Below are 18,182 nucleotides of genomic sequence, written 5' to 3'. Positions count from 1 at the left end.
GTGTTCCTCAGTTCGGTTGGTTGTCCCACTGCCGCTGAATGCGTGCGGCCTCGTCTTCGTACTCTTTGCGCTCATCGCCCTGGTACCGCTCGGGCGAGAACGATCCGACCGTCATCCAGTCGAGCTGGGCGGCCAGGCGGGGTGTTGTGTTCATGGTTGCCTCAGGAGGTGATGCGGTCGGCGTAGGCGCTGGCAAGCATCCAGGCGGTACAGAGCGAAAGGGTGATCAGGCCGCCGCGCCAGAAGGCGAATCGGCGCGCGCGCTGGTGGGAGGTCATGGCTGTGGCCTCACCGCGATCTGGCCAGCCTTAAGCGCCGCTACTATCTCAGGGCGCAGTTTCTGCACTGGCCATTCGCGCGGCAGCCCCACGCTGATAATCGCCAGGCTCCGCTCGATCTGTTCAAGCTGTTCGTCGATCAGGGACTCTACTGGTGCGGTGCTCATGCAACCCTCCCGAGCGCTTCCTGCAACTGCTGGCTGTTGCGCTCAATGATTTTGTTCAGGCGCTGCTTGTAGTTGCGCTGTTGATCAAGACCGATGGCGTCAGTGAGCCCGGCAAGGTCGATCGCCATTTCCAGCTCGCCGCGCAAGATGTCGCTGAACGACGCACAGATCTGCGTGAACCGCGACTCGATGATGTCGACAACGTCCTGCCTGGTCTTCTTGTTCACTGCGGCCTCCTGGTACCCATGTAGCCCCATCGATTTCCGATCTGATCCACCGCCGCGGCGATCTTGCTGCGCATCTGGTTGCGGTGGTGTTCCTCCTGCTCGCGGATCATCTGTAGCCAGACCTGGTTGTTGGCTTTGGCTTGCCTTGAGTCGATATCCACCCAGGAGGAGTCGCCTGTGAGCCGGCGATCCATTTCGCGGGCCTGGGCGCTGTCCGCGTAAAGCTCATGCTCCCTGGACATGGTCGCCTCCAGGTGGTGGGTTACTCGGTGGGCGGGGAAGGGAGGGGCTGCCAGTGGGTGACGCCATTGCTCAAGTACATCTTCGTGTAGAGCTGGTTGCCGGCTTCATCCAGGCCGGCGGTGACATCGCGGAAATAGTCCTCGATGTGAACCATGTCCATCCCGCCCTTCGGCCATGCATGCCGCCCAGCGTGGGGCGAGGTTCCGTCGGCGTAAGCGAGAACAGAGTCGTCCTGTAGCTCGGGCAGCCTGTCGCTGCACTTGATCCAGCCGCTCATGCTGCCTCCGGCCAATGGCGATTGATGCTCTCTTTGGCATAGGGGGAGAGTCGCTCGAAGCTGTTTACCCCGCCACATCCGGGCATGGTTCCTTCCAGCTCGACGCAGGCCTTGATGTCACAGCGCCGCGAGCACACCCAGCCGCCGTAGTGGCAGCAGTGTACTTCGCCTTTCGGGTCGGGGTGATAGGCCAGGCCGCCTTTCCAAGAAGGCGACCCGCGCAACTTGAGGCCGTAGCCCCGGCACACGGCCTGGGTATCGGTGCAATTGTGCATTTTGGTTATCCTCGACAACCGCATTGGCCAGGAGCCAGGCGAAGGTGACCAAACCCACCGTGAAAGGTGGCCTGGCGCCTGCCAATGCGGTCTAAGTGAAGGGAATGGGATGCGGGATGCATCGGGGTGTGATCTGGTGTTGAGCGCCCCGTATCCGCGTTTCGGCGCATCCTCTAGGCGCTTGGGTTTCAGCGGCCACGTCTCACAGATCACACTCCGATGCAGCCTGGTGATGGGTAACCAGGTGATCGGGCAGTTAACGTCAGGCTGACGTGGCGCTGGTTGTTCAGATAATCGCGGTCAAAGTCTTTGAGCCATCGGCGTTCACGGTTGTGAGGTGCATCACCGGAGCGCTGTGCGAGCGGTGACCCTGGCGAATGATTTGGTTTGCCTTGTCGAAGCGCTCGTTGAACTTGCCTTCACCGTCAGGGAGGTGAGTTGTGCACGTCAGAGACGAGCAATCCTCGCCGTTCGGGCCTTCGCCATCGTGAGCAATGTCGAAGCTGGCCTGCATTGCGATTCCCTTGTCCTTGCAGATGGCAATGATCTGCTGCATCAGCGGGCTGATCTGCTCGTCGTAGATCTCTTCTTTGTTCACGGTGCTGCTCCCTGGTTGATTTCCCGTCTGGCCCTGTCGCCAAGGCCAGCCAGTGAAGTCGTCATGCCGCAGCTTTGCAGTCAGCAGCTGTCATTCGCTGCCCGTCTGCCAGCTCGACCACGCACACGCCGTTGCGGTAGCCGCGCTCCGTGTTGAGTCGGTTGGCCTCGCGGATGCAGGCGGCCAGGTCGCTGTCGGCGAACACCTCGCGCTCGCCAGCAAGGGTGATGCGAAGGACTTTGTTCATCCTGTATTCCTCCAGTGGGTTCCCAATGCCGCCTCATCGAAGCGGCATCAGTGAATCTCGTGGTCTTGCTTGCTGCAGCCTCCACCGGTTCTCCGGCGTGGCCCGCTGTACCAGTGCATCAGCCCGTTCTGAGGGCTACCTGGCAGGGAGCGTTGCAGCTCAGCCCTCCATCCGCGCCGTATGCGCTTGACTTCGAGCTGGCCAGTTCCAGAGCTGGCATGGGGATCGAATTTATTGCTCGCGCTGTACCGTTGCCGGGATCGATCCGCGAGGTTCCCATCGATGTGAAAGAGCGGCGGCCTGTGAGGGCCTCGGCAGTCCCTGGTTGGTGACTGCTTAAGGTGAAATTTAGCCCCAAGCTAAAATATCGTCAATAGCTCAGAGCTAAATTATTTTCGCCGAGCGACAAACAGCCGGCTGAACCGTTTTGCCAGCGGCTGCGACTTTACGCTTCGTTTAGCACTGAGCTATGATTCCGATAAATCTGTACGGATATACAGTATCGGAGGTAGGAAATGGCAGCAGTACTCGAAGACACCTCAATGGCCGTGCGCCCCGAACTGACCGGCCTGGAGCGCCTGGGTTTGCGGGTGTCGGCGATGATCAACTCGCCGCTGGCGCAGTTAGGGAGGAGGGTGCTGATCCATCGATTGGACACGGACAGCGATCAGGATTGGGAGGCAATCATGGAGCTGCTGGCCGAGACCGACGGCTTGGATATGACCTTCTGTGATGACGGATCGGTGATCCTGCAGTGGGAGAGGGCGGAAGCCGACAGTGTGGTCGGCCTCGAAGAGAGCGATATCGACGAGGCACCTTTCTGACAGGCAAAGAAAAGCCCGCACTGCTATGCGGGCTATTCGTGTGCCTATCTCAGTCTGCAGTCAGTGGATTCGAGGCTCTCCGTTTCGGCTTGGCAATATCCCTAGCGGTAACAACCACAAGCACCAGGCCGGCTATGAAGAATGCCCAGGAGGCCCCCTCCATCTTCACTATGAACTCGGGATAAAAAGAGCAAGCGACAAAAGCTATCCCGTTGGGCACGCCTGCGGCAGACACGAGCTTACCCAGCGCGACCTGAAGACTGTCATCAGATTTTCTGGCCCAAAACATATGGAGCACGAAAATGATAAGGCAGAAGCCGGCTGTTATTTTCCATAGATTCAGGAAGTACAGCGTTAGGTATTCAGTCATTGGCCTTCAGCCCCAGCCAGCTCGCTAGGTATCGGCCAGATATGAAGGCGGCCAGCACTATACCGAGCGACATGATGTTGACAGGCGGCGCCCCAAAGAGAGCTTTGGAGATTTCGCCAGAAACAGCCCCTGCCAAGGTGGCCAACCCCACCATCATGGATAGGTCGCGATTGTCGAACTTCAAAAAACTGATCATAGCTCCCCTCCTATGGCGACGAGATTTGAACGTTATACTGTATCTAGTGTAAGCGAACGAATCGACCGTACCTACATGGGAATGGTAGCTGAATGATTCAAGCCCTGGCCTTTTGGGCGCCTGTATGGAAAATCGCACCTTTTTGCCGGCTGGCTTAATAGAAAAGCGTACCGGCTCCGAAATGCCAGCACCAGCCTCAATCGTTTCAAGAAACTGAATGGCTTGCATTAGAGCCACCCCATTAACCGAGAAACGACAATCTGGGCCGAGAAGGTTTCCATCCCTCCGCATCGAGCACAGGAAATGTAAAAAGCATTGATTCCGGCGGGATGGCTGTAAGGGGTGGGCAGATTGATGACAATCGGGCGACCTTGATGGGAGGGAATGTCCCACGTATCGCTTCCGCAGTACCGGCATCCAGCTTTGTTGAGGTTGTTACTCAGGACGAAATCTCGCAGCTCCTCAAGTGACACATCCTGAGCGTATGCTTTTCCATCATCCCTCGCCTTCATTGGCATTCTCCATTTTGAATCTTGGTCATTTCAGCAGGCCCTAGCCCTGCTGGAAGTCACTCTGGCAGCCTAGAAACCACGCCCACCTTCACCTCTTCCCCATACTCAGCTAGCCGATCCTCCCCAGCCTGCATCGCCTGGCAGATCCTGATCACTGCCTGGGCGTCGGCCTCGTTTCCGGATTCACTCAGGCGCACCGCAATACGCATCAGCTCGACGGCTGACCACTTCAGGTCGCTGGCAAGCCTTGGAGGTCGCGGAGGAGTTCTTGGTTGGGCTTTGTCAGAGGCATGGCTACACCAAGTGCGCGTTCCAGACCAGCAGCACGCGGGCCTGGATGTAGGTTTCTTCCCGTCGGATCATCCGATCCTTGTGCTTGCTGTTGTCCGAGATCATCTCGAAGTGATCTTCGTCCGCTATCTGCAGCCGCTTGATGTAGATATGGTCGCCCCAAGAGAACAGGTAGATCCCATCGCCGACGAACTCGCGGATGCTGACGTCGACGATCAGCGGGTCCCGGTGTTTGATCGTGGGCTCCATCGACTGACTCCATCCGGTGACCAGCTTTAGGTGGAAGTGCTCGGTGAACTCCACGCCTAGCTCACGCAGGTGCCGCGGGCTGACGCGCACATCCTGGAGCATTTCCGGATAGTCCTGTACCGCCTGGCCGCCGCCCATCGCTGCGCGGATATCGTAGTGCGCGATCCACACCTCATCACCAACCAGGCCTGGGCGAGAGAAGTCGGCCGTGATCACGTTGGTGGCTGCCGGCTCCTCGGCCGCTGCCAGCAATCGCTGTCGCGTCTCCTCTGGAATCCCCTTGCCGCTTTTCGCCAGCATCTGCTTGACCAAGTCTGCGGCCGACTTCCCGCTGGCATCTGAATCCGGGGCTGTAGCACGCGGCTCATCATCCGAAGGGATCGAGTCGAACCATCCGCGTGGCAGGCCTTCGATGCCCTCGATCCTCCGGGCAACATCGTCGCCCAGGTTCTTCGCGGTCTTGTCCGAAAGGATTTGGCTCAGGTGCGCAGGTGCCATCCCCCAGCGCTCGGCACAGGAGCCTTTTCTCTGGCTACCAATCAGCTTGACCAGGTTGTGCTTGCGAATCTCGTAGATATCCATGACGCGAAGAATGCCAGTGTTTAGCTGGCTGCTAAATGTGCGCACAGCTAAATTATCCTTGCCCTGAAATTAGCCATGAGCTAAATTTCGTTCTATGTGTAAGGAGAACCCTCATGAATGATCACCTCCGTGATTGGTTGGGCAGGCCCACGAATGAACGCCGGCAGCAGGTCGCAGCCGACGCGAAGACCACTGTGGGCCACCTGTGGCAGCTCGCAGGTGGTCACCGGAAGGCCTCTACCGAACTCGCCGAACGACTGCAGGACGCCTCGGACGGCGAGATCACGATCGCCGGCCTGCGGCCGGACCTCATCCCATTTGCCCGAAAAGCGCTGAAAGGCGCCGCGTAACCACCTACAACAGCAAGGAGCAATCCCCGCATGTACGCCAACCCCAAGCACCTGCATGACCGCGAGATCAAGGTCCGGGTCGACGAGGACACCTTCAACCTGATCCAGGCGCTGGCGACGTTTCACCGTACGCAGCGCGCTGTGCTGTGCCGTGAGCTGCTGGAGGCGCAGCTGGCTGCCCTGTCTTCGGAGACTACCGCTGAACAAGAAGTGGCCTGAAGGCCCGGAGGAGGGCCCATGCCTACTGAACAGGTCGGCCTGGACCAGGGATTGATGGAGCAGCTCGAGCGAGAGGCGGAACGCCGGGGTATGAGCCCTAGTGCGCTGGCGGCCGAGCTGATCCGTCGAGAACTGGCCATCCGAACAAAACCCCGAAATCCACGGGGTTCAGTGACGCCGTTCCATCGACGGCCCTGACCAGGGCCTGATAAGCCCGAATTGCGGGCACAAAAAAGCCGGGATTGCGGCCCGGCTTCTTCAACTGCATATGACTGGAGTCGATTATGCACACCCACCAACACGATGTACAGGCCCTGCCCAGGCCCGCGCCACAAAATGCTGGCGGTGATTTCGTGGCGCGCACGATGTCTTCGAGGGAGCTTGCGAGTCTGACCGGCAAGAGACACGACAACGTTAGGCGCGACATCCTCGCGATGCTCAGTGACCTTGGCGCTGATGTCCTCAAATTTGAGGACATTTACCTGGATGGTCGCAATCGCCGGCAAACCCAGTACCTCCTAGATCGCGAGCATACCGACTGTTTGCTCGCAGGCTACAGCGCACCGCTGCGCATGAAGGTGATCCGCCGCTGGCGCGAACTGGAAGAGCGTGATGTGTCTAGGGCTGCTGCGGGAGCTACCGGCACAAAAGTCATCGGCGAAATCGCCATCATGGAGTGCTTCACTCGTCTTTTGAAGCCAGCCCCATCCAGCCAGTTGGCGATGCTTACCAAGATCGCCGAGAACAACGGGCTCGACCGGCAGTTCCTGCCGAGCTACGCCATCGACTCACCACCGGATGCCACAGGTGGAAGCTCAATGCCAACCATGGCTGTGACAGCTCTGCTCAAGCGCCACGGAGTGAACACGTCGGCCCCTGCCTTCAACCGTGCCCTGGCCGGGCTTGGCTTCCTCCAGGCTAGAACCCGGCAGAACAGCAAGCGCGAACCTGTGTGCTTCTGGTCTGTGACTGATAAGGGCCTGAGCTACGGCAAGAACATCACCAGCCCTCAGTGCCCGCGAGAAACGCAGCCGCACTGGTACATCGATCGTTTCGAAGAACTCGTCGACCTGGTCGGCGTGGGAGCCAAGTAATGGCCGGAGACTGGATCAAAATGCGCGTAGATCTTCAGACGCATCCGAAAGTTTTCCGCATGGTGTCCGCATTGCGTGCGGACAGGTTGCGGGTTATCGGCGGACTGCATGTCGCCTGGAGCATCTTTGACACCCATTCTGCTGACGGTGTGCTTCACGGCTACACCACTGAGGCTATGGATGCGGTGATCGGCTGGCCGGGCTTCACCCAGGCCATGGTTGATGTCGAATGGGCAGATATCGATGAGGAGGGAAGCCTTGTCATGCCTCGCTTTGACGAGCACAACGGGGCCAGCGCGAAGCGTCGAGCAAACAATAGCGAGCGCAAGCGGGTTTCTCGAAAGGCTGATTCTGTCCGCAATTTGTCCGCAGACGATGCGGACAGAACGCGGACCAGAGAAGAGAAGAGAAGAGAAGAGAAAGAACAAGATCAAAAGACTTCGTCATCGGGCGATGACGGCGACCTGTTTGTTCGGTTCTGGAAGCTCTATCCGCGGAAGGTGGGCAAGGCCAATGCTGAGAAGGCTTGGTCGAAGCTGAAAGTCGACGCCGACCTGTTCGAACGTATGGCTGGCGCGCTGGCTGCCTGGGCGGCTTCGCCGGACTGGACCAAGGACGGCGGCCAGTTCATTCCGCACCCGGCCACTTGGCTGAACGGCAAGCGCTGGGATGACGAGCTGCCGGCGCCAGGCAATGTCCATCCGTTCCCACCCCGGCGACAGGCCAATGGTCCCGACTTCAACGACACGACATGGGCTGATGACTTGGGGGCGCTATGAGCACGCCGAGCGCTCCCAATAGCGTCACGCAGATCATGGCCACGGCCCGCAATCTGCCCGCCGAGGTGCAGGCCCCGGCCAAGCAACTCGACCCAGGCACCACCGAAGTGGTCAACGCCCTGTTCAAGGAGCTGCAGGCCATCTTCCCGGCGTGGAAGCAGGCCTGGCCGGATGACGAGGCGCTGAAGGCTGCCAAGCGCAGCTGGATCAAGTCCTTCGTCGCCGCGGGCATCAACACGCTCGAGCAGATCCGCTTTGGCATCCAGAAGTGCCGGGTGCTGGGTACCGACTTCGCCCCGAGCAGCGGCAAGTTCATCAGGCTGTGCCAGCCGACCCCGGAAGAGATGGGAATCCCGCCGCTTGCGCGGGCCCTGGCAGAGGCGCTGGAGAACTTCCATCCCAGCAGGGCAGGGTCGCGCGTTTGGACGCACACAGCGGTGCGCCACGCGGCCCTGCAGTGTGAAGCGCAGAACCTGGGATCGATGGAGGTGGAGCGGGCCGAGAAGGTTTTCGCCCGGGCCTACGACATCACGATTCGCATGCTGGTCGCCGGCGAGCCACTGGGCGACATCGCCACCGGCATCGGTCACGACAGCCAGAAGAGCGCCGCGCAGCTGGCCGACGAATACGCCAGCCAGAAGCAGGCACGGTTGCTGGAGGTCCAGCAGATCCCAACCAGCGCCGCCGCGTGCCGTGCACACCTGCTGGCCAAGTTGAACATCAAGCGCGCCGGGCAGCTGGCCGGGGAGGGGGTGTGATGCGCAAGTTCAATTCTCGCGGCATCAAGCCGTGGATGATCCGCCGGCCTTGGCTGGCCCGCATCTACCTACTGGCGCTACTTCCAGTTATGCCGCTCATGTTTGCGGCCGCAGTGCTCTGGCACAACCGTGATGAATTTTCTGAGATTACCCGCGCCTGCGAAGCGATTTTCCTGCCTTGGGAGAAGCACTGATGAACATCGACAAGCAAAAGCTCCAGCCCCTGCTGTGGTCGGTTGTCGCCTCCTGGCGCGCCGGCAGTGATGCCCTCGAACGCCACACGGACGCGCTGGACGAGTTCCTCGGCGAGACCACGGTTGAGGAAGTCGCCCTTGGTCTGCTCGACGAGATCAGCCAGCTCACCGCTCGGGTTCGTGCCGCGGATAAGCAGCTGCAGGAGGTGGTGGCATGACTGAGAAGATCAGCGTGAACAGCCAGGCCAAGCTGTCCGAGGCCGTAACCATGCTCACCCGCCTGTTCCGCGACAAGAAGTTCGTCGTCGTCAGCATGCGCCCGGGCAAAGACCGCACCCTGGACCAGAACGCCTTGTGGTTCGCCATGTACGACCGCATCGCCAAGAGCACCGAGATGGGCGACATCGAGGATGTGCGCCGGTACTGCAAGCTGCACTTCGGCGTGCCGATCATGCGCGCTGGTTGTGACGAGTTCCGCAGCGGCTGGGCCGAGTCGTTCATTCACCTGCCGTATGAGGTGAAGCTTCGCCTGATGGGGCCGTGTGCCATGTTCGGGCCGGATGGCTTCCCGGTCACCCGGCTGTTCGACCGGGCCCAGGGCTGCCAGTACACCGACCGCATCGTGGCCGAGTTCGCGTCGCAGGGCGTGGTGTTCAGCGACCTGCTGGGGGAGGAGGCCGCATGAGAAGGCGTGATTGGTACGACCGGCGCCTGGATAAGCGTGTGGCCCTGCAGATCGCCGAGGAGCAGGGGGGTGTAGCCGACAGCACAGAATTCAGGCAGACCCTGGTCTCCAAGCTTCAGTCCGGAGAAATGACCCTCGACCAGGTGCAGGAGGAGCTGCGCAAAGTGAAGCGTGAGGCGAAAAAGAACGGCAAGAAAACGCGCGCACAGATCTGGAGGTCGGCATGACACTGGCCAAGGAGATCAAACCGAAGAAGTGCAAAGCGCCAGGCTGCGGCAAGCACTTCAAGCCTGCCATGACCACGCAGAAGGTGTGCAGCATCGCCTGTGCCAAGGCCATGGCGAAGGACCCGAAACTTCAGAAGATCGCGGCCAAGGCCATCACCAAGCAGAAGCGCCTGGACCTGCAGGAGCGCCGGGAGAAACTGAAGACCCGCCGCGAGCACATGGCTGAAACCCAAGCCGCGTTCAACGCCTACATCCGCGAACGTGACGCCGGCCTGCCGTGCATCAGCTGCGACTCGTTGCCGAGCGATCACGACCTCATCACCGGTAGCCGCTGGGACGCCGGCCATTACAGGTCGGTGGGTGCCTGCCCGGAGCTCCGGTTCGAGCCTCTGAACGTCCACCGCCAGTGCGTGAAGTGCAACCGGAATCTGTCTGGGAACGCGGTCGAGTACCGCATCCGGTTGGTGAAACGCATCGGCGCCGACCAGGTGGAATTCCTCGAAGGGCCTCATAAGCCCCAGCGCCTGACCATCGAAGACCTGCAGGCCATCAAGGCCCTGTACAGGCAAAAACTCAAAGACCTTAGGAGGGCAGCAGCATGACGCCAGCATGGGCATTTCTGATTCTGGCCACCCTCACGGTGGTGGGCGGAGCATCGCTGTCCTGGGCCGGCGCGGTCCGCCGCAAGCGCAGCTACGAAGAATTCATTTTGAGAAAGGCCAAGCGGGCAGGGGGCAATCAATGAGCTATCAGAACGTGATTTCCGCAGTCGTTCGAGCCTTGGCGGCCGAGACGATCAACAGCGCTGGCGGATGCAACGTCGAGCCGCGCGTGCAGGCCAGCAAGCTCAAGGGCGAGATCTCGGGCAAGGATGCCGCACTGCTGGCTGACTCGATCGTGCACAAGCTGCTGCACGCCCAGCTCAGCCCGCGACACTGGAATGCCCTGGTGGCGAAGTACAGCACGCACAAGGGGCGCAAGATCGATTCCATTGGCCGCCTGGTTGCAATCGTGCCAACCCCGGCGCCGAAGCGCTTCACCCAGCAGGCCGTGCTTGTATGGGCTGTTCCTCAGCAAACAAAGGGCATTCAGCGCAAGGTGCCCCAGGTCAAGGCGCCTCAGCCGCGCGAGAATGAACGGGAAGGGCAGTGGGACTGGCGCAACAAGGCTGCTGCGGCCGCAGCTGAGCGTGCCAACAAGCACGCCCGTGCCGTGGCCGAGGTGAAGCCGGGGGATATGATCGTCCTGGCCGAGTCGAACTACGACATGACCAGCTGGGACTCCCAAGGCCTGACAGAGCGCACTTGCCAGCGCTGGAACCGGGCGATCAAGGGTGCTCTGGAGTCGCTGGTGAATGAGGCGCTGACCGAGGCGCAACACATGCTTGAAGCGATTGGAGTGCTGTTCGACGAGGCAGCTTGAATAAGTCCCTCAAAGGGCTTGCAATATCATGTCGCCATGTCGTAAATTTGCTCCATCCTGTCATTCCTGCGCGTGTTGAGGGGTGATGACCATCTTCTCCTAGAGAGGGGAGGTTCCGGCGGATTGTTAGGGTTGGCCTGCGTTGTTTTAGGTTTTCTGGCGTTGTTTTATTTGTGGTATTTGCTAGCTAATTTCGATGCACCCATTCAATCAACTTATCATTCTGTAAAAGCGGAGGACGAACATATGGTAAAAGTAATAGATAAAGGTTTTCTTTCATTGATCACCAATGCTGGCACTGCCCTGTATGTTAACAATCTGCCTGGAACTTTTATCAGAGCCTAAAGCATAAGCTTTAGCCTTAAGCTGTAATCAAGCCCGGCCTCGCGCCGGGCTTTTTATTGCCCGAATAGGCCCTCAAGAGGCCCTGAATTTCCAAGGACACCCCTATGGCCGAACCAACCAGCACTGCTGCGAGCGTAGTGCTCGGCAAATATGGGGTAGTCATGGCTGCCTTCATCGGCTCGATTCTGTCGCTCGGTTTCCTGAAGGACCTGACCCGATTCCAGGCCGCAACTGCGGTCGCTACCGGATTTGGCTTTTCGGTCTACCTGACCCAGCCCGTTACTGCTTGGCTGGCTCCCAAGCTCGAGCTCGCTGTCACCGATGATCTGCTGTGCGGCGTCGCCTTCGTGCTGGGCCTCACAGCAATGAACATCATCCCGGCGATCAAAGCTGCGTATGCGCTCCATAGACCCCATCTTCAACTGACCTCTCCGTATCCCGGATGCTGGGCTCCCTATTTTCCCGTGGAGTTCCGTCATGATGCGTCCCGACGCCAAAGTGCAGAAGGTCTATCTCTACCCAAAGCCCGTCGACTTCCGCAAATCCATCAACGGACTGGCCGCGCTGGTCGAGCTGGACATCAAGGTGGAGGTGTTCAACCCGGTGCTGTTCGTGTTCCTCAATCGCACGCGCAGCCAGGTCAAGATTCTCTACTGGGAGCGCAATGGCTTCTGCCTGTGGCTCAAGCGACTGGAAGCCGAGCGTTTCAAGACCAAACCCGATGCGGGTGACGAAGCCATCGAACTGACGGTCGACGAACTGAACTGGCTGCTCGACGGCATCGACCTGTGGCGCAACCGTCCGCACCAGATACTGACGCCGCGCTTCGTAACCTGAGCCGGTATAATCCACGGCCATGATCGCCGTGCCCGAATCTCTTCCTGACGACCCAATCCTGCTGAAGCATTTACTGCTGCTGGCCAGTGAACAGGCGGCGGCGAAAGATGCTCGCATAGAACAACTTCAAGAACAGGTCGCCTTGCTGCGCCACAAGCTGTTCTCGCCCAAGTCCGAGCGCAGCTCTGAAGACGCCGACTCACCGCAGTTGGCCATGTTCAACGAGGTCGAAGAGCTGATCGAAGCGCCGGCCGCCGAGCCAGTCGAAGCCGAAGCCGAAGCCGAAGCCGAAGAAGTCGTTGCGCCGGTCAAGCGCCGTGGCAAACGCAAGCCGCTGCCGGCCAACCTGCCGCGCGTGGAAGTCATCCATGAGCTACCCGAGCATGAGCGCGCCTGCGCCTGTGGTGCCTGCAAGCAGGTGATCGGCGAGGAGACCAGCGAGCAGCTGGAGATCATCCCGATGCAGGTGCGGGTCATCCGCCACATCCGCAAGACCTATGCCTGCAAGGCCTGTGAAACCGCGCCGGTCACCGCCGATAAACCGGCACAACTGATCGAGAAGAGCCTGGCCAGCCCCAGCGTGCTGGCGATGCTGCTGACCACCAAGTACGCCGACGGCATTCCGCTGTACCGCTTCGAAAAGATGCTCAGCCGCCACGGCGTCGACATCCCACGGCAGACCCTGGCGCGTTGGGTGATCCAAAGTGGCGAGCAACTGCAACCGTTGCTCAACCTGATGCGCGACAAACTGTTCGAATACCCCGTGCTGCACTGCGACGAAACGCGCTTACAGGTGCTGCATGAACCGGGGCGCGACCCCTCGGCACAATCCTGGATGTGGGTGCAAAGCGGTGGGCCGCCGGACAAGCCGGTGATCCTTTTCGACTACACAGCCAGCCGCGCGCAGGAGGTGCCGCTACGCCTGCTCGATGGCTACCGCGGCTACCTGATGACCGACGACTACGCCGGCTACAACGCCGTGGCTGCACGCGACGGCATCGAACGCCTGGGCTGCTGGGCGCATGCGCGACGCAAGTTCGTCGAAGCCCAAAAGGTGCAGCCCAAGGGCAAGACTGGGCGTGCCGACGTGGCGCTGAGCCTGATCAACAAGCTCTACGGCATCGAGCGTGACCTGAAGGACGCTGACCATAGCGAACGCCTCGACGTCCGCCAGCAACGCAGCCAGCCCCTGATCGACCAACTCAAGGCCTGGCTGGACAAAACCCAACCGCAGGTCGCTGGGCAGACGGCCCTGGGCAAGGCGGTAAACTACTTGGCCAGAAACTGGAGCAGGCTGGTGCGCTACATCGAAGGCGGGCATCTACCGATCGACAACAACCGCGCCGAGAACGCCATCCGTCCCTTCGTCATCGGCCGCAAGAACTGGCTGTTCAGCGACACGCCGAAAGGCGCTACCGCCAGCGCGCAGATCTACAGCCTGATCGAAACTGCCAAAGCCAACGGGCAAGAGCCTTACGCCTGGTTGCGCCACATCCTTGAACGCCTGCCAGCGGCGAGCCGCGTCGAGGATTACGAAGCGCTGCTGCCGTGGAACTGCTCGCCAGCTTCTGCCTCTGCTTCCTGAAAAAAACCGTCCGCCAGGACGGGGTTCATGGAGCGGTTACAAAGCTGCCATGGGGTCGTTCGTTACGGCGCGAGGTGCCTGATATGAACAGCATCCTGGTTTCAGCGCTGACCGGCCTGGACGTGTTCCTGTGTGTCCTGGTGGTCATGGCCGCCTGTGACTACCTGCGCAAGGTTCGCCCGGCTGACCAGCCTCTGCTCAGTATCGCCTTCTACCTGGTGGCTATCGGTGGGTTCGGCGCATTCGTCACCGCCTTGCAAGGCCACTGGGTCAACCCGTTCGGCGCGATGCTTCATGCCGGTGTGGTTGCCTATGCCTGGGCGCGACGTGGGCATGTGTTCACCTGATCCGCGCCACAAATTCGAGATGCGCCGTTTCGTGGCGCAACAACCTGAGGTTCACCCATGGACAACCAGCACAAGAAGATCACCGGCTACCGCGACCTCACCCAGAGCGAGATCGACGGCATGAACTCAATCAAGGCCCTGGAGGCCGATGCCGGCGAGCTGTTCAAGCAGATCGGCCAGATCGAAGGTGTTGACCCGCGACTGCTGGCCTTGGCCAAGACCAACCTGCAGCAGGGCTTCATGTGGTTTGTGCGCTCGATCGCCAAGCCAGCTGACCCGTTCGCTTGACGGAGCACAGCACAACTTGAGCCGCATCCGGTAGAGTGCTTCCTCCATTTACCAAGGAGTTAGAGATGAGCGAGCTCATATTTGAGGTGAAGCCCACAGTCTTCGTGGAGCCAGTTGAGGTGAACATGGGCGCCATGACGAATCAAGACGAAGCCAACAACTACGTCGTATGCCGACATGGCCTGTTCTACCGACTGTCGAACGAGGAGTACGATAACCTGTTGGACCTGATGCGTATCTCTTCAGGGTTCCCAACGGTCAACGGGTGCCGAATTGTCCATCATTCCCCAAGAGACTCCAAAGCCTGGACGCCTGTGCGCTAATTGATCTGCGGCACGTGCGGGGATATGTGAGCGTGATCGATTTATGCTGAGGAGGCAGCCTGGCTAAGCGGCGATCGATCACGTCCTTGTGGTCAGAGCGTTGTCCATCTGCATCAATAGGCTACGCAGATGTGCCGCAGGTGAGTGCGGCACCAGCATGAGAATTATGACAGGGCCCGAAAAGCCTTCTCCGTTTTCTCCCTAAGCGGCGATCTTGCCCAGGTACTTGGCATGAACTGATCCGAGTATTGCCTGGCGGCGTACTCGTTAATCGGAAAATCCTTTTGATTCCTCTCAACGATTATCTGGGCAGGGAACTCGCCGCCATTGATGGGACGCCCTGGGCTTGGAAGCTTCACCCTTTCGTTACGCATGGTGATCGCATAGATGGCGACTCCATGAGCTTGAAGAATAGAGGCGCAACGGGGGCTTAGCTCCCTTGCCACCTTCAAATCAAGCTGCTGAGGGTAATCAATCGCTTCCTCAAGCGATAAGCATGTTGCGGCAAATAGTTCGGCGATATGCCAAAGCGCTTCGTCCTTGCTCATTTTGTCTCCAGTGATTTGATCGACCAATTCCGGAAAGCGGCATGCCAAGCTACCGCACTCAACGCCAACTGTAAGCACGGTCTTAACTTATGACAATCAGGCAACCCGACTGGGAGGCGATCGAACGAGCCTTCCGAGCCGGGTTTCTTGTTGACTAAGCCTTAACCATTTGCCAGAGGACTACCCCTCCAAGGGCGAGTATCAGTGCTGACTTCCAGGTGAAGAGCTTTTTTAGCCATGGCCAAGCCGCGACCGTGCTGAGGATCAAGACCAAGGCAATTTCTGTTTTTTGCATGTCGTAACTCCACTTACTGTGTGAGCCTCCTATCCTCCGCGGTTAACTCTTCCGTGAGGGCCGTATTCGCCCCGCTTTGCGGTCTGAAATTGATTCGTGTGCGTTTTGAATGTCAGGTGACCGATGGAAAGACCTATTCCTCCTCAATCACTGCTTGGGCTTTCAGAGCTCTCTGATTTCGGAATACGTCTGGTGCCAGCTCCTGAAGTGTGGGATTGGGTCAGCCGCCAGATCCTGGCTAACACTGGCAGCATCCACAACGAAGACCACTCTCACCTGATCGACGCCAACATTGGAGTGCTTTGGGCATCCTCTGGATTCGCCAAGCAGGGAAGGGTGGTGCTAGGCCAGGCCGAGCAGCTGATGTTCCGCGCAGGTGGATGGCAGAAGGCCCGGCAAGAGCAACAGATGCGGGATTGGTTCGGCGAGGAGCCGGCCTACCTGATCACCTTGGCAGCCGACTACTGCGCCCAGTGCACCGACGCCGAGTTCTGCGCCCTGGTCGAGCACGAGCTCTACCACATCGCCCAGGCGACCGATCAGTGCGGCGCTCCCAAGTTCACCCAGGATGGCCTGCCCAAGCTTGAAATGCGCGGTCACGACGTCGAAGAGTTCGTTGGAGTGGTGAAGCGCTACGGTGCAAGCGAAGACGTACAGCAGCTTATCGACGCTGCAAGCCGGCCGCCTGAGGTGGCCAAGATCAACATTGCGAGGGCCTGCGGAACCTGTCTGCTCAAGTCGGCCTGATGTGAGACAGGCATGAGACGGAATCCAACCTATGGCAGCCCTGAAAAGCGATGTGAAAGCCTTCATCGTTCAGGCTTTGGCGTGCTTTGACACGCCCACCCAGGTCTCACAAGCCGTTAAGCAAGAATTCAACATCGATGTGACCCGCCAGCAGGTGGAGCAGCACGACCCAACCAAGCGAGCTGGCGCCAACCTGGCAGCCAAGTGGCGGACCCTGTTCGAGGACACCCGCAAGCGTTTCCGCGAGGAGACGGCAGAGATACCGATCGCCAACAGGGCGTTCCGGCTCCGGGGTCTTGGCCGAATGGCTGAGAAGGCTGAGAACATGCGCAACCTGGCCCTAACCGCTCAATTGTACGAGCAGGCGGCCAAGGAATGCGGCGACATGTACGTCAACCGCAAGATTGAACCAGACAAGCCCCTGGGCTCCCAGGCGGACCAGCAGCACGCCGTTGCTGAGTACAAGCTGGAGCCAGACGAGAATGTCCCCGCTACCCCGTACCTATGAGGCGCCGGTCAAGCTGACGCCGAAGCAGGCGAACATCTACGTGTGGGGATTCCAGCGTAATGCCCGCTTCCGCGATGCGGTCTGTGGCCGGCGGTTCGGCAAGACCTTCCTCGGCAAGGCGGAGATGCGTCGCGCGGCTCGGCTGGCTGCTGAATGGGGCGTGAGCGTCGAGGACGAGATCTGGTACGCAGCACCGACGCAGAAGCAGGCCCGCCGGGTGTTCTGGCGCCGACTGAAGCAGGCCATCCCACGAGAGTGGCGGGAGTGCAAGCCGAACGAGTCGGACATGCTGATCACGCTCAAGAGCGGTCACCTGATCCGCTGCGTTGGCCTGGAGAATTACGACGACCTGCGCGGTTCAGGCCTGTTCTTCGTCCTGGTGGACGAATGGGCAGACTGCAAGTGGGCTGCCTGGGAAGAAGTCCTGCGGCCGATGCTATCCACGTGTGAGTACGTCATACCGGGCGTCGGCAAGTGCAAGGGAGGTCATGCGCTGCGCATCGGCACGCCCAAGGGCTTCAACCACTGTTTCGACACCTACCGTGACGGCCAGGCCGATGGTGAACCGGACCACAAGAGCTGGCTCTACACCTCGCTACAGGGCGGCAACGTCCCAGCTGAGGAGCTGGACGCGGCGCGGCGCAAGATGGACCCGCGTACGTTCCGGCAGGAGTACGAGGCCAGCTTCGAGAACTACGCCGGGGTCGTTTACTACACCTTCAGCCGAAGCGAGAGCCGCACCAGCGAGCGAATCAAGCCGGGAGAGGCCTTGCACATCGGCATGGACTTCAACGTCATGAAGATGGCCGCGGTGGTCTACGTCGTCCGCGATGGCCTGCCGCTGGCCCTGGATGAGTTCCACTCAGTGCGCGACACGCCGGAGATGATCGAGAAGATCAAGGCGCGCTTCCCCGGGCACGGCATCGCCGTCTATCCAGACGCCAGCGGACAGACCACCAGCAGCAAGAACGCCAGCGAGTCCGACCTGTCCTTGCTGCGCAAGGCTGGCTTCACGGTGATCGTGGACAGCCAGAACCCAGGCGTTAAAGACCGGGTGAACTCGGTCAACGCCATGCTCATGAACGCCTACGGCGAGCGCCGGCTGAAGGTCAACATCGACCAGTGCCCGCAGCTGACGCTGTGCCTTGAGCGGCAGACCTACGACAAGCATGGCGAACCCGACAAGGACCCGAAGAAGGGTCATGACCACATGAACGACGCCGCCGGTTACTTCATCGCCAAGCGATACCCGATCAACGTGGCAACGGCCACAAGCCAATCCCTGAGAATGTGAC

The 18,182-nt window shown here is 59.9% G+C and carries 33 protein-coding genes and 1 pseudogene; 21 read left to right on the top strand and 13 right to left on the bottom strand.

The window, feature by feature from the left end; translation table 11 throughout:
* Positions 1–7: 7 nt before the first annotated feature.
* The 8 genes from K5H97_RS16960 to K5H97_RS16925 form a co-directional block, all read right to left on the bottom strand.
* The gene (locus K5H97_RS16960; RefSeq protein WP_155952699.1) at positions 8–154 is read right to left on the bottom strand and encodes a hypothetical protein; all 147 of its coding nucleotides are present in this window, start codon (positions 152–154) and stop codon (positions 8–10) included.
* Between the two features lie 120 nt (positions 155–274).
* Entirely contained in the window at positions 275–445 is a 171-nt protein-coding gene (locus K5H97_RS16955) for a hypothetical protein (RefSeq protein WP_169740506.1), read from the bottom strand.
* Entirely contained in the window at positions 442–672 is a 231-nt protein-coding gene (locus K5H97_RS16950) for a hypothetical protein (protein ID WP_028691479.1), read from the bottom strand. Before K5H97_RS16950 ends, K5H97_RS16955 begins: the two co-directional genes overlap by 4 nt.
* The gene (locus K5H97_RS16945; RefSeq protein WP_051555700.1) at positions 669–914 is read right to left on the bottom strand and encodes a hypothetical protein; all 246 of its coding nucleotides are present in this window, start codon (positions 912–914) and stop codon (positions 669–671) included. Before K5H97_RS16945 ends, K5H97_RS16950 begins: the two co-directional genes overlap by 4 nt.
* A gap of 20 nt (positions 915–934) precedes the next feature.
* Positions 935–1,192 (bottom strand): DUF551 domain-containing protein, encoded by a 258-nt coding sequence (locus tag K5H97_RS16940; RefSeq protein ID WP_036986231.1) that lies wholly within the window; start codon positions 1,190–1,192, stop codon positions 935–937.
* Positions 1,189–1,467 (bottom strand): hypothetical protein, encoded by a 279-nt coding sequence (locus K5H97_RS16935; RefSeq protein WP_028691480.1) that lies wholly within the window; start codon positions 1,465–1,467, stop codon positions 1,189–1,191. Before K5H97_RS16935 ends, K5H97_RS16940 begins: the two co-directional genes overlap by 4 nt.
* Positions 1,468–1,753: 286 nt before the next feature.
* Positions 1,754–2,065: a hypothetical protein gene (locus K5H97_RS16930; protein ID WP_028691481.1), complete on the bottom strand. Its 312-nt coding sequence runs from the start codon at positions 2,063–2,065 to the stop codon at positions 1,754–1,756.
* A gap of 61 nt (positions 2,066–2,126) precedes the next feature.
* Positions 2,127–2,312 carry a hypothetical protein gene (locus tag K5H97_RS16925; protein ID WP_028691482.1) on the bottom strand — a complete coding sequence of 62 codons (186 nt, stop codon included), beginning with the start codon at positions 2,310–2,312 and terminating at the stop codon, positions 2,127–2,129.
* A gap of 515 nt (positions 2,313–2,827) precedes the next feature.
* Here K5H97_RS16925 and K5H97_RS16920 point away from each other — a divergent pair.
* The gene (locus tag K5H97_RS16920) at positions 2,828–3,136 is read left to right on the top strand and encodes a DUF1654 domain-containing protein (protein ID WP_051555701.1); all 309 of its coding nucleotides are present in this window, start codon (positions 2,828–2,830) and stop codon (positions 3,134–3,136) included.
* 49 nt (positions 3,137–3,185) lie between these two features.
* On the opposite strand, the gene K5H97_RS16915 is transcribed toward K5H97_RS16920, so the two are convergent.
* From K5H97_RS16915 to K5H97_RS16905, 4 genes and pseudogenes are all read right to left on the bottom strand, one after another.
* A complete protein-coding gene (locus K5H97_RS16915) occupies positions 3,186–3,506 on the bottom strand; it encodes a hypothetical protein (RefSeq protein WP_028691484.1) in 321 nt (106 codons plus the stop codon).
* Entirely contained in the window at positions 3,499–3,702 is a 204-nt protein-coding gene (locus K5H97_RS16910; RefSeq protein ID WP_028691485.1) for a hypothetical protein, read from the bottom strand. The genes K5H97_RS16915 and K5H97_RS16910 overlap by 8 nt, the downstream gene beginning before the upstream one ends.
* Positions 3,703–4,270: 568 nt before the next feature.
* A pseudogene (locus tag K5H97_RS29710) lies at positions 4,271–4,506 on the bottom strand (hypothetical protein).
* A gap of 2 nt (positions 4,507–4,508) precedes the next feature.
* Entirely contained in the window at positions 4,509–5,336 is an 828-nt protein-coding gene (locus tag K5H97_RS16905; protein WP_028691487.1) for a S24 family peptidase, read from the bottom strand.
* Between the two features lie 113 nt (positions 5,337–5,449).
* On the opposite strand from K5H97_RS16905, the gene K5H97_RS16900 reads away from it, so the two are divergent.
* From K5H97_RS16900 to K5H97_RS16820, 17 genes are all read left to right on the top strand, one after another.
* Positions 5,450–5,686: a helix-turn-helix domain-containing protein gene (locus K5H97_RS16900; RefSeq protein WP_028691488.1), complete on the top strand. Its 237-nt coding sequence runs from the start codon at positions 5,450–5,452 to the stop codon at positions 5,684–5,686.
* A gap of 30 nt (positions 5,687–5,716) precedes the next feature.
* Complete coding sequence (locus K5H97_RS16895) at positions 5,717–5,905, top strand: hypothetical protein (RefSeq protein ID WP_023628611.1); 189 nt, start codon at positions 5,717–5,719, stop codon at positions 5,903–5,905.
* A 365-nt stretch (positions 5,906–6,270) separates the two neighbouring features.
* Positions 6,271–6,999 (top strand): Rha family transcriptional regulator, encoded by a 729-nt coding sequence (locus K5H97_RS16890; protein ID WP_081791595.1) that lies wholly within the window; start codon positions 6,271–6,273, stop codon positions 6,997–6,999.
* Complete coding sequence (locus K5H97_RS16885) at positions 6,999–7,778, top strand: hypothetical protein (protein ID WP_028691491.1); 780 nt, start codon at positions 6,999–7,001, stop codon at positions 7,776–7,778. The genes K5H97_RS16890 and K5H97_RS16885 overlap by 1 nt, the downstream gene beginning before the upstream one ends.
* Complete coding sequence (locus K5H97_RS16880; protein ID WP_028691492.1) at positions 7,775–8,536, top strand: replication protein P; 762 nt, start codon at positions 7,775–7,777, stop codon at positions 8,534–8,536. The genes K5H97_RS16885 and K5H97_RS16880 overlap by 4 nt, the downstream gene beginning before the upstream one ends.
* Positions 8,536–8,730 carry a hypothetical protein gene (locus tag K5H97_RS16875; protein WP_028691493.1) on the top strand — a complete coding sequence of 65 codons (195 nt, stop codon included), beginning with the start codon at positions 8,536–8,538 and terminating at the stop codon, positions 8,728–8,730. Before K5H97_RS16880 ends, K5H97_RS16875 begins: the two co-directional genes overlap by 1 nt.
* Positions 8,730–8,948, top strand: coding sequence for a hypothetical protein (locus tag K5H97_RS16870; protein ID WP_036986233.1), 219 nt, complete (start codon positions 8,730–8,732; stop codon positions 8,946–8,948). Before K5H97_RS16875 ends, K5H97_RS16870 begins: the two co-directional genes overlap by 1 nt.
* A complete protein-coding gene (locus K5H97_RS16865; protein WP_028691494.1) occupies positions 8,945–9,415 on the top strand; it encodes a hypothetical protein in 471 nt (156 codons plus the stop codon). The genes K5H97_RS16870 and K5H97_RS16865 overlap by 4 nt, the downstream gene beginning before the upstream one ends.
* Positions 9,412–9,642: a hypothetical protein gene (locus K5H97_RS16860; RefSeq protein WP_028691495.1), complete on the top strand. Its 231-nt coding sequence runs from the start codon at positions 9,412–9,414 to the stop codon at positions 9,640–9,642. Before K5H97_RS16865 ends, K5H97_RS16860 begins: the two co-directional genes overlap by 4 nt.
* Positions 9,639–10,244, top strand: coding sequence for a recombination protein NinG (locus tag K5H97_RS16855; protein ID WP_028691496.1), 606 nt, complete (start codon positions 9,639–9,641; stop codon positions 10,242–10,244). The genes K5H97_RS16860 and K5H97_RS16855 overlap by 4 nt, the downstream gene beginning before the upstream one ends.
* Complete coding sequence (locus tag K5H97_RS16850; protein WP_169740507.1) at positions 10,241–10,387, top strand: hypothetical protein; 147 nt, start codon at positions 10,241–10,243, stop codon at positions 10,385–10,387. Before K5H97_RS16855 ends, K5H97_RS16850 begins: the two co-directional genes overlap by 4 nt.
* On the top strand, positions 10,384–11,064 hold the full coding sequence (locus K5H97_RS16845; RefSeq protein ID WP_028691497.1) for a hypothetical protein: 681 nt from the start codon (positions 10,384–10,386) through the stop codon (positions 11,062–11,064). The genes K5H97_RS16850 and K5H97_RS16845 overlap by 4 nt, the downstream gene beginning before the upstream one ends.
* An 822-nt stretch (positions 11,065–11,886) precedes the next feature.
* On the top strand, positions 11,887–12,246 hold the full coding sequence (tnpB, locus tag K5H97_RS16840; protein WP_003460146.1) for an IS66 family insertion sequence element accessory protein TnpB: 360 nt from the start codon (positions 11,887–11,889) through the stop codon (positions 12,244–12,246).
* A 19-nt stretch (positions 12,247–12,265) separates the two neighbouring features.
* Positions 12,266–13,831, top strand: coding sequence for an IS66 family transposase (tnpC, locus tag K5H97_RS16835; protein ID WP_028692322.1), 1,566 nt, complete (start codon positions 12,266–12,268; stop codon positions 13,829–13,831).
* 83 nt (positions 13,832–13,914) lie between these two features.
* Positions 13,915–14,178 (top strand): hypothetical protein, encoded by a 264-nt coding sequence (locus tag K5H97_RS16830; protein ID WP_028692277.1) that lies wholly within the window; start codon positions 13,915–13,917, stop codon positions 14,176–14,178.
* 57 nt (positions 14,179–14,235) lie between these two features.
* A complete protein-coding gene (locus K5H97_RS16825) occupies positions 14,236–14,466 on the top strand; it encodes an Acb2/Tad1 domain-containing protein (RefSeq protein ID WP_028692276.1) in 231 nt (76 codons plus the stop codon).
* A gap of 65 nt (positions 14,467–14,531) precedes the next feature.
* Positions 14,532–14,789, top strand: coding sequence for a hypothetical protein (locus tag K5H97_RS16820; RefSeq protein ID WP_028692275.1), 258 nt, complete (start codon positions 14,532–14,534; stop codon positions 14,787–14,789).
* A 164-nt stretch (positions 14,790–14,953) separates the two neighbouring features.
* Here K5H97_RS16820 and K5H97_RS16815 read toward each other — a convergent pair whose 3' ends face one another.
* The gene (locus K5H97_RS16815) at positions 14,954–15,337 is read right to left on the bottom strand and encodes a hypothetical protein (protein ID WP_028692274.1); all 384 of its coding nucleotides are present in this window, start codon (positions 15,335–15,337) and stop codon (positions 14,954–14,956) included.
* 418 nt (positions 15,338–15,755) lie between these two features.
* Here K5H97_RS16815 and K5H97_RS16810 point away from each other — a divergent pair, with 418 nt between their 5' ends.
* Genes K5H97_RS16810 through K5H97_RS16800 form a run of 3 tightly spaced genes read left to right on the top strand, consistent with a single transcriptional unit; the run spans position 15,756 to position 18,181 of the window.
* Complete coding sequence (locus K5H97_RS16810) at positions 15,756–16,379, top strand: putative metallopeptidase (protein WP_028692273.1); 624 nt, start codon at positions 15,756–15,758, stop codon at positions 16,377–16,379.
* Positions 16,380–16,410: 31 nt separating this feature from the next.
* Complete coding sequence (locus K5H97_RS16805; protein WP_028692272.1) at positions 16,411–16,887, top strand: DUF2280 domain-containing protein; 477 nt, start codon at positions 16,411–16,413, stop codon at positions 16,885–16,887.
* Complete coding sequence (locus K5H97_RS16800; protein ID WP_028692271.1) at positions 16,862–18,181, top strand: phage terminase large subunit family protein; 1,320 nt, start codon at positions 16,862–16,864, stop codon at positions 18,179–18,181. Before K5H97_RS16805 ends, K5H97_RS16800 begins: the two co-directional genes overlap by 26 nt.
* Position 18,182: the final 1 nt, after the last annotated feature.

The organism is Pseudomonas mosselii, assembly GCF_019823065.1.
Taxonomy (GTDB): Bacteria; Pseudomonadota; Gammaproteobacteria; order Pseudomonadales; family Pseudomonadaceae; genus Aquipseudomonas; species Aquipseudomonas mosselii.
The sequence above is the reverse complement of the archived record's forward strand: the minus strand, read 5'-3'. Positions and strand labels throughout refer to the sequence as shown.

Coding starts and splice junctions, on each gene's coding strand:
- K5H97_RS16960 (WP_155952699.1), bottom strand. CDS start 154: ATGAACACAACACCCCGCCTGGCCGCCCAGCTCGACTGGATGACGGTC.
- K5H97_RS16955 (WP_169740506.1), bottom strand. CDS start 445: ATGAGCACCGCACCAGTAGAGTCCCTGATCGACGAACAGCTTGAACAG.
- K5H97_RS16945 (WP_051555700.1), bottom strand. CDS start 914: ATGTCCAGGGAGCATGAGCTTTACGCGGACAGCGCCCAGGCCCGCGAA.
- K5H97_RS16940 (WP_036986231.1), bottom strand. CDS start 1,192: ATGAGCGGCTGGATCAAGTGCAGCGACAGGCTGCCCGAGCTACAGGAC.
- K5H97_RS16935 (WP_028691480.1), bottom strand. CDS start 1,467: ATGCACAATTGCACCGATACCCAGGCCGTGTGCCGGGGCTACGGCCTC.
- K5H97_RS16925 (WP_028691482.1), bottom strand. CDS start 2,312: ATGAACAAAGTCCTTCGCATCACCCTTGCTGGCGAGCGCGAGGTGTTC.
- K5H97_RS16920 (WP_051555701.1), top strand. CDS start 2,828: ATGGCAGCAGTACTCGAAGACACCTCAATGGCCGTGCGCCCCGAACTG.
- K5H97_RS16915 (WP_028691484.1), bottom strand. CDS start 3,506: ATGACTGAATACCTAACGCTGTACTTCCTGAATCTATGGAAAATAACA.
- K5H97_RS16910 (WP_028691485.1), bottom strand. CDS start 3,702: ATGATCAGTTTTTTGAAGTTCGACAATCGCGACCTATCCATGATGGTG.
- K5H97_RS16905 (WP_028691487.1), bottom strand. CDS start 5,336: ATGGATATCTACGAGATTCGCAAGCACAACCTGGTCAAGCTGATTGGT.
- K5H97_RS16900 (WP_028691488.1), top strand. CDS start 5,450: ATGAATGATCACCTCCGTGATTGGTTGGGCAGGCCCACGAATGAACGC.
- K5H97_RS16895 (WP_023628611.1), top strand. CDS start 5,717: ATGTACGCCAACCCCAAGCACCTGCATGACCGCGAGATCAAGGTCCGG.
- K5H97_RS16890 (WP_081791595.1), top strand. CDS start 6,271: ATGTCTTCGAGGGAGCTTGCGAGTCTGACCGGCAAGAGACACGACAAC.
- K5H97_RS16885 (WP_028691491.1), top strand. CDS start 6,999: ATGGCCGGAGACTGGATCAAAATGCGCGTAGATCTTCAGACGCATCCG.
- K5H97_RS16880 (WP_028691492.1), top strand. CDS start 7,775: ATGAGCACGCCGAGCGCTCCCAATAGCGTCACGCAGATCATGGCCACG.
- K5H97_RS16875 (WP_028691493.1), top strand. CDS start 8,536: ATGCGCAAGTTCAATTCTCGCGGCATCAAGCCGTGGATGATCCGCCGG.
- K5H97_RS16870 (WP_036986233.1), top strand. CDS start 8,730: ATGAACATCGACAAGCAAAAGCTCCAGCCCCTGCTGTGGTCGGTTGTC.
- K5H97_RS16865 (WP_028691494.1), top strand. CDS start 8,945: ATGACTGAGAAGATCAGCGTGAACAGCCAGGCCAAGCTGTCCGAGGCC.
- K5H97_RS16860 (WP_028691495.1), top strand. CDS start 9,412: ATGAGAAGGCGTGATTGGTACGACCGGCGCCTGGATAAGCGTGTGGCC.
- K5H97_RS16855 (WP_028691496.1), top strand. CDS start 9,639: ATGACACTGGCCAAGGAGATCAAACCGAAGAAGTGCAAAGCGCCAGGC.
- K5H97_RS16850 (WP_169740507.1), top strand. CDS start 10,241: ATGACGCCAGCATGGGCATTTCTGATTCTGGCCACCCTCACGGTGGTG.
- K5H97_RS16845 (WP_028691497.1), top strand. CDS start 10,384: ATGAGCTATCAGAACGTGATTTCCGCAGTCGTTCGAGCCTTGGCGGCC.
- tnpB (WP_003460146.1), top strand. CDS start 11,887: ATGATGCGTCCCGACGCCAAAGTGCAGAAGGTCTATCTCTACCCAAAG.
- tnpC (WP_028692322.1), top strand. CDS start 12,266: ATGATCGCCGTGCCCGAATCTCTTCCTGACGACCCAATCCTGCTGAAG.
- K5H97_RS16830 (WP_028692277.1), top strand. CDS start 13,915: ATGAACAGCATCCTGGTTTCAGCGCTGACCGGCCTGGACGTGTTCCTG.
- K5H97_RS16825 (WP_028692276.1), top strand. CDS start 14,236: ATGGACAACCAGCACAAGAAGATCACCGGCTACCGCGACCTCACCCAG.
- K5H97_RS16820 (WP_028692275.1), top strand. CDS start 14,532: ATGAGCGAGCTCATATTTGAGGTGAAGCCCACAGTCTTCGTGGAGCCA.
- K5H97_RS16815 (WP_028692274.1), bottom strand. CDS start 15,337: ATGAGCAAGGACGAAGCGCTTTGGCATATCGCCGAACTATTTGCCGCA.
- K5H97_RS16810 (WP_028692273.1), top strand. CDS start 15,756: ATGGAAAGACCTATTCCTCCTCAATCACTGCTTGGGCTTTCAGAGCTC.
- K5H97_RS16805 (WP_028692272.1), top strand. CDS start 16,411: ATGGCAGCCCTGAAAAGCGATGTGAAAGCCTTCATCGTTCAGGCTTTG.
- K5H97_RS16800 (WP_028692271.1), top strand. CDS start 16,862: ATGTCCCCGCTACCCCGTACCTATGAGGCGCCGGTCAAGCTGACGCCG.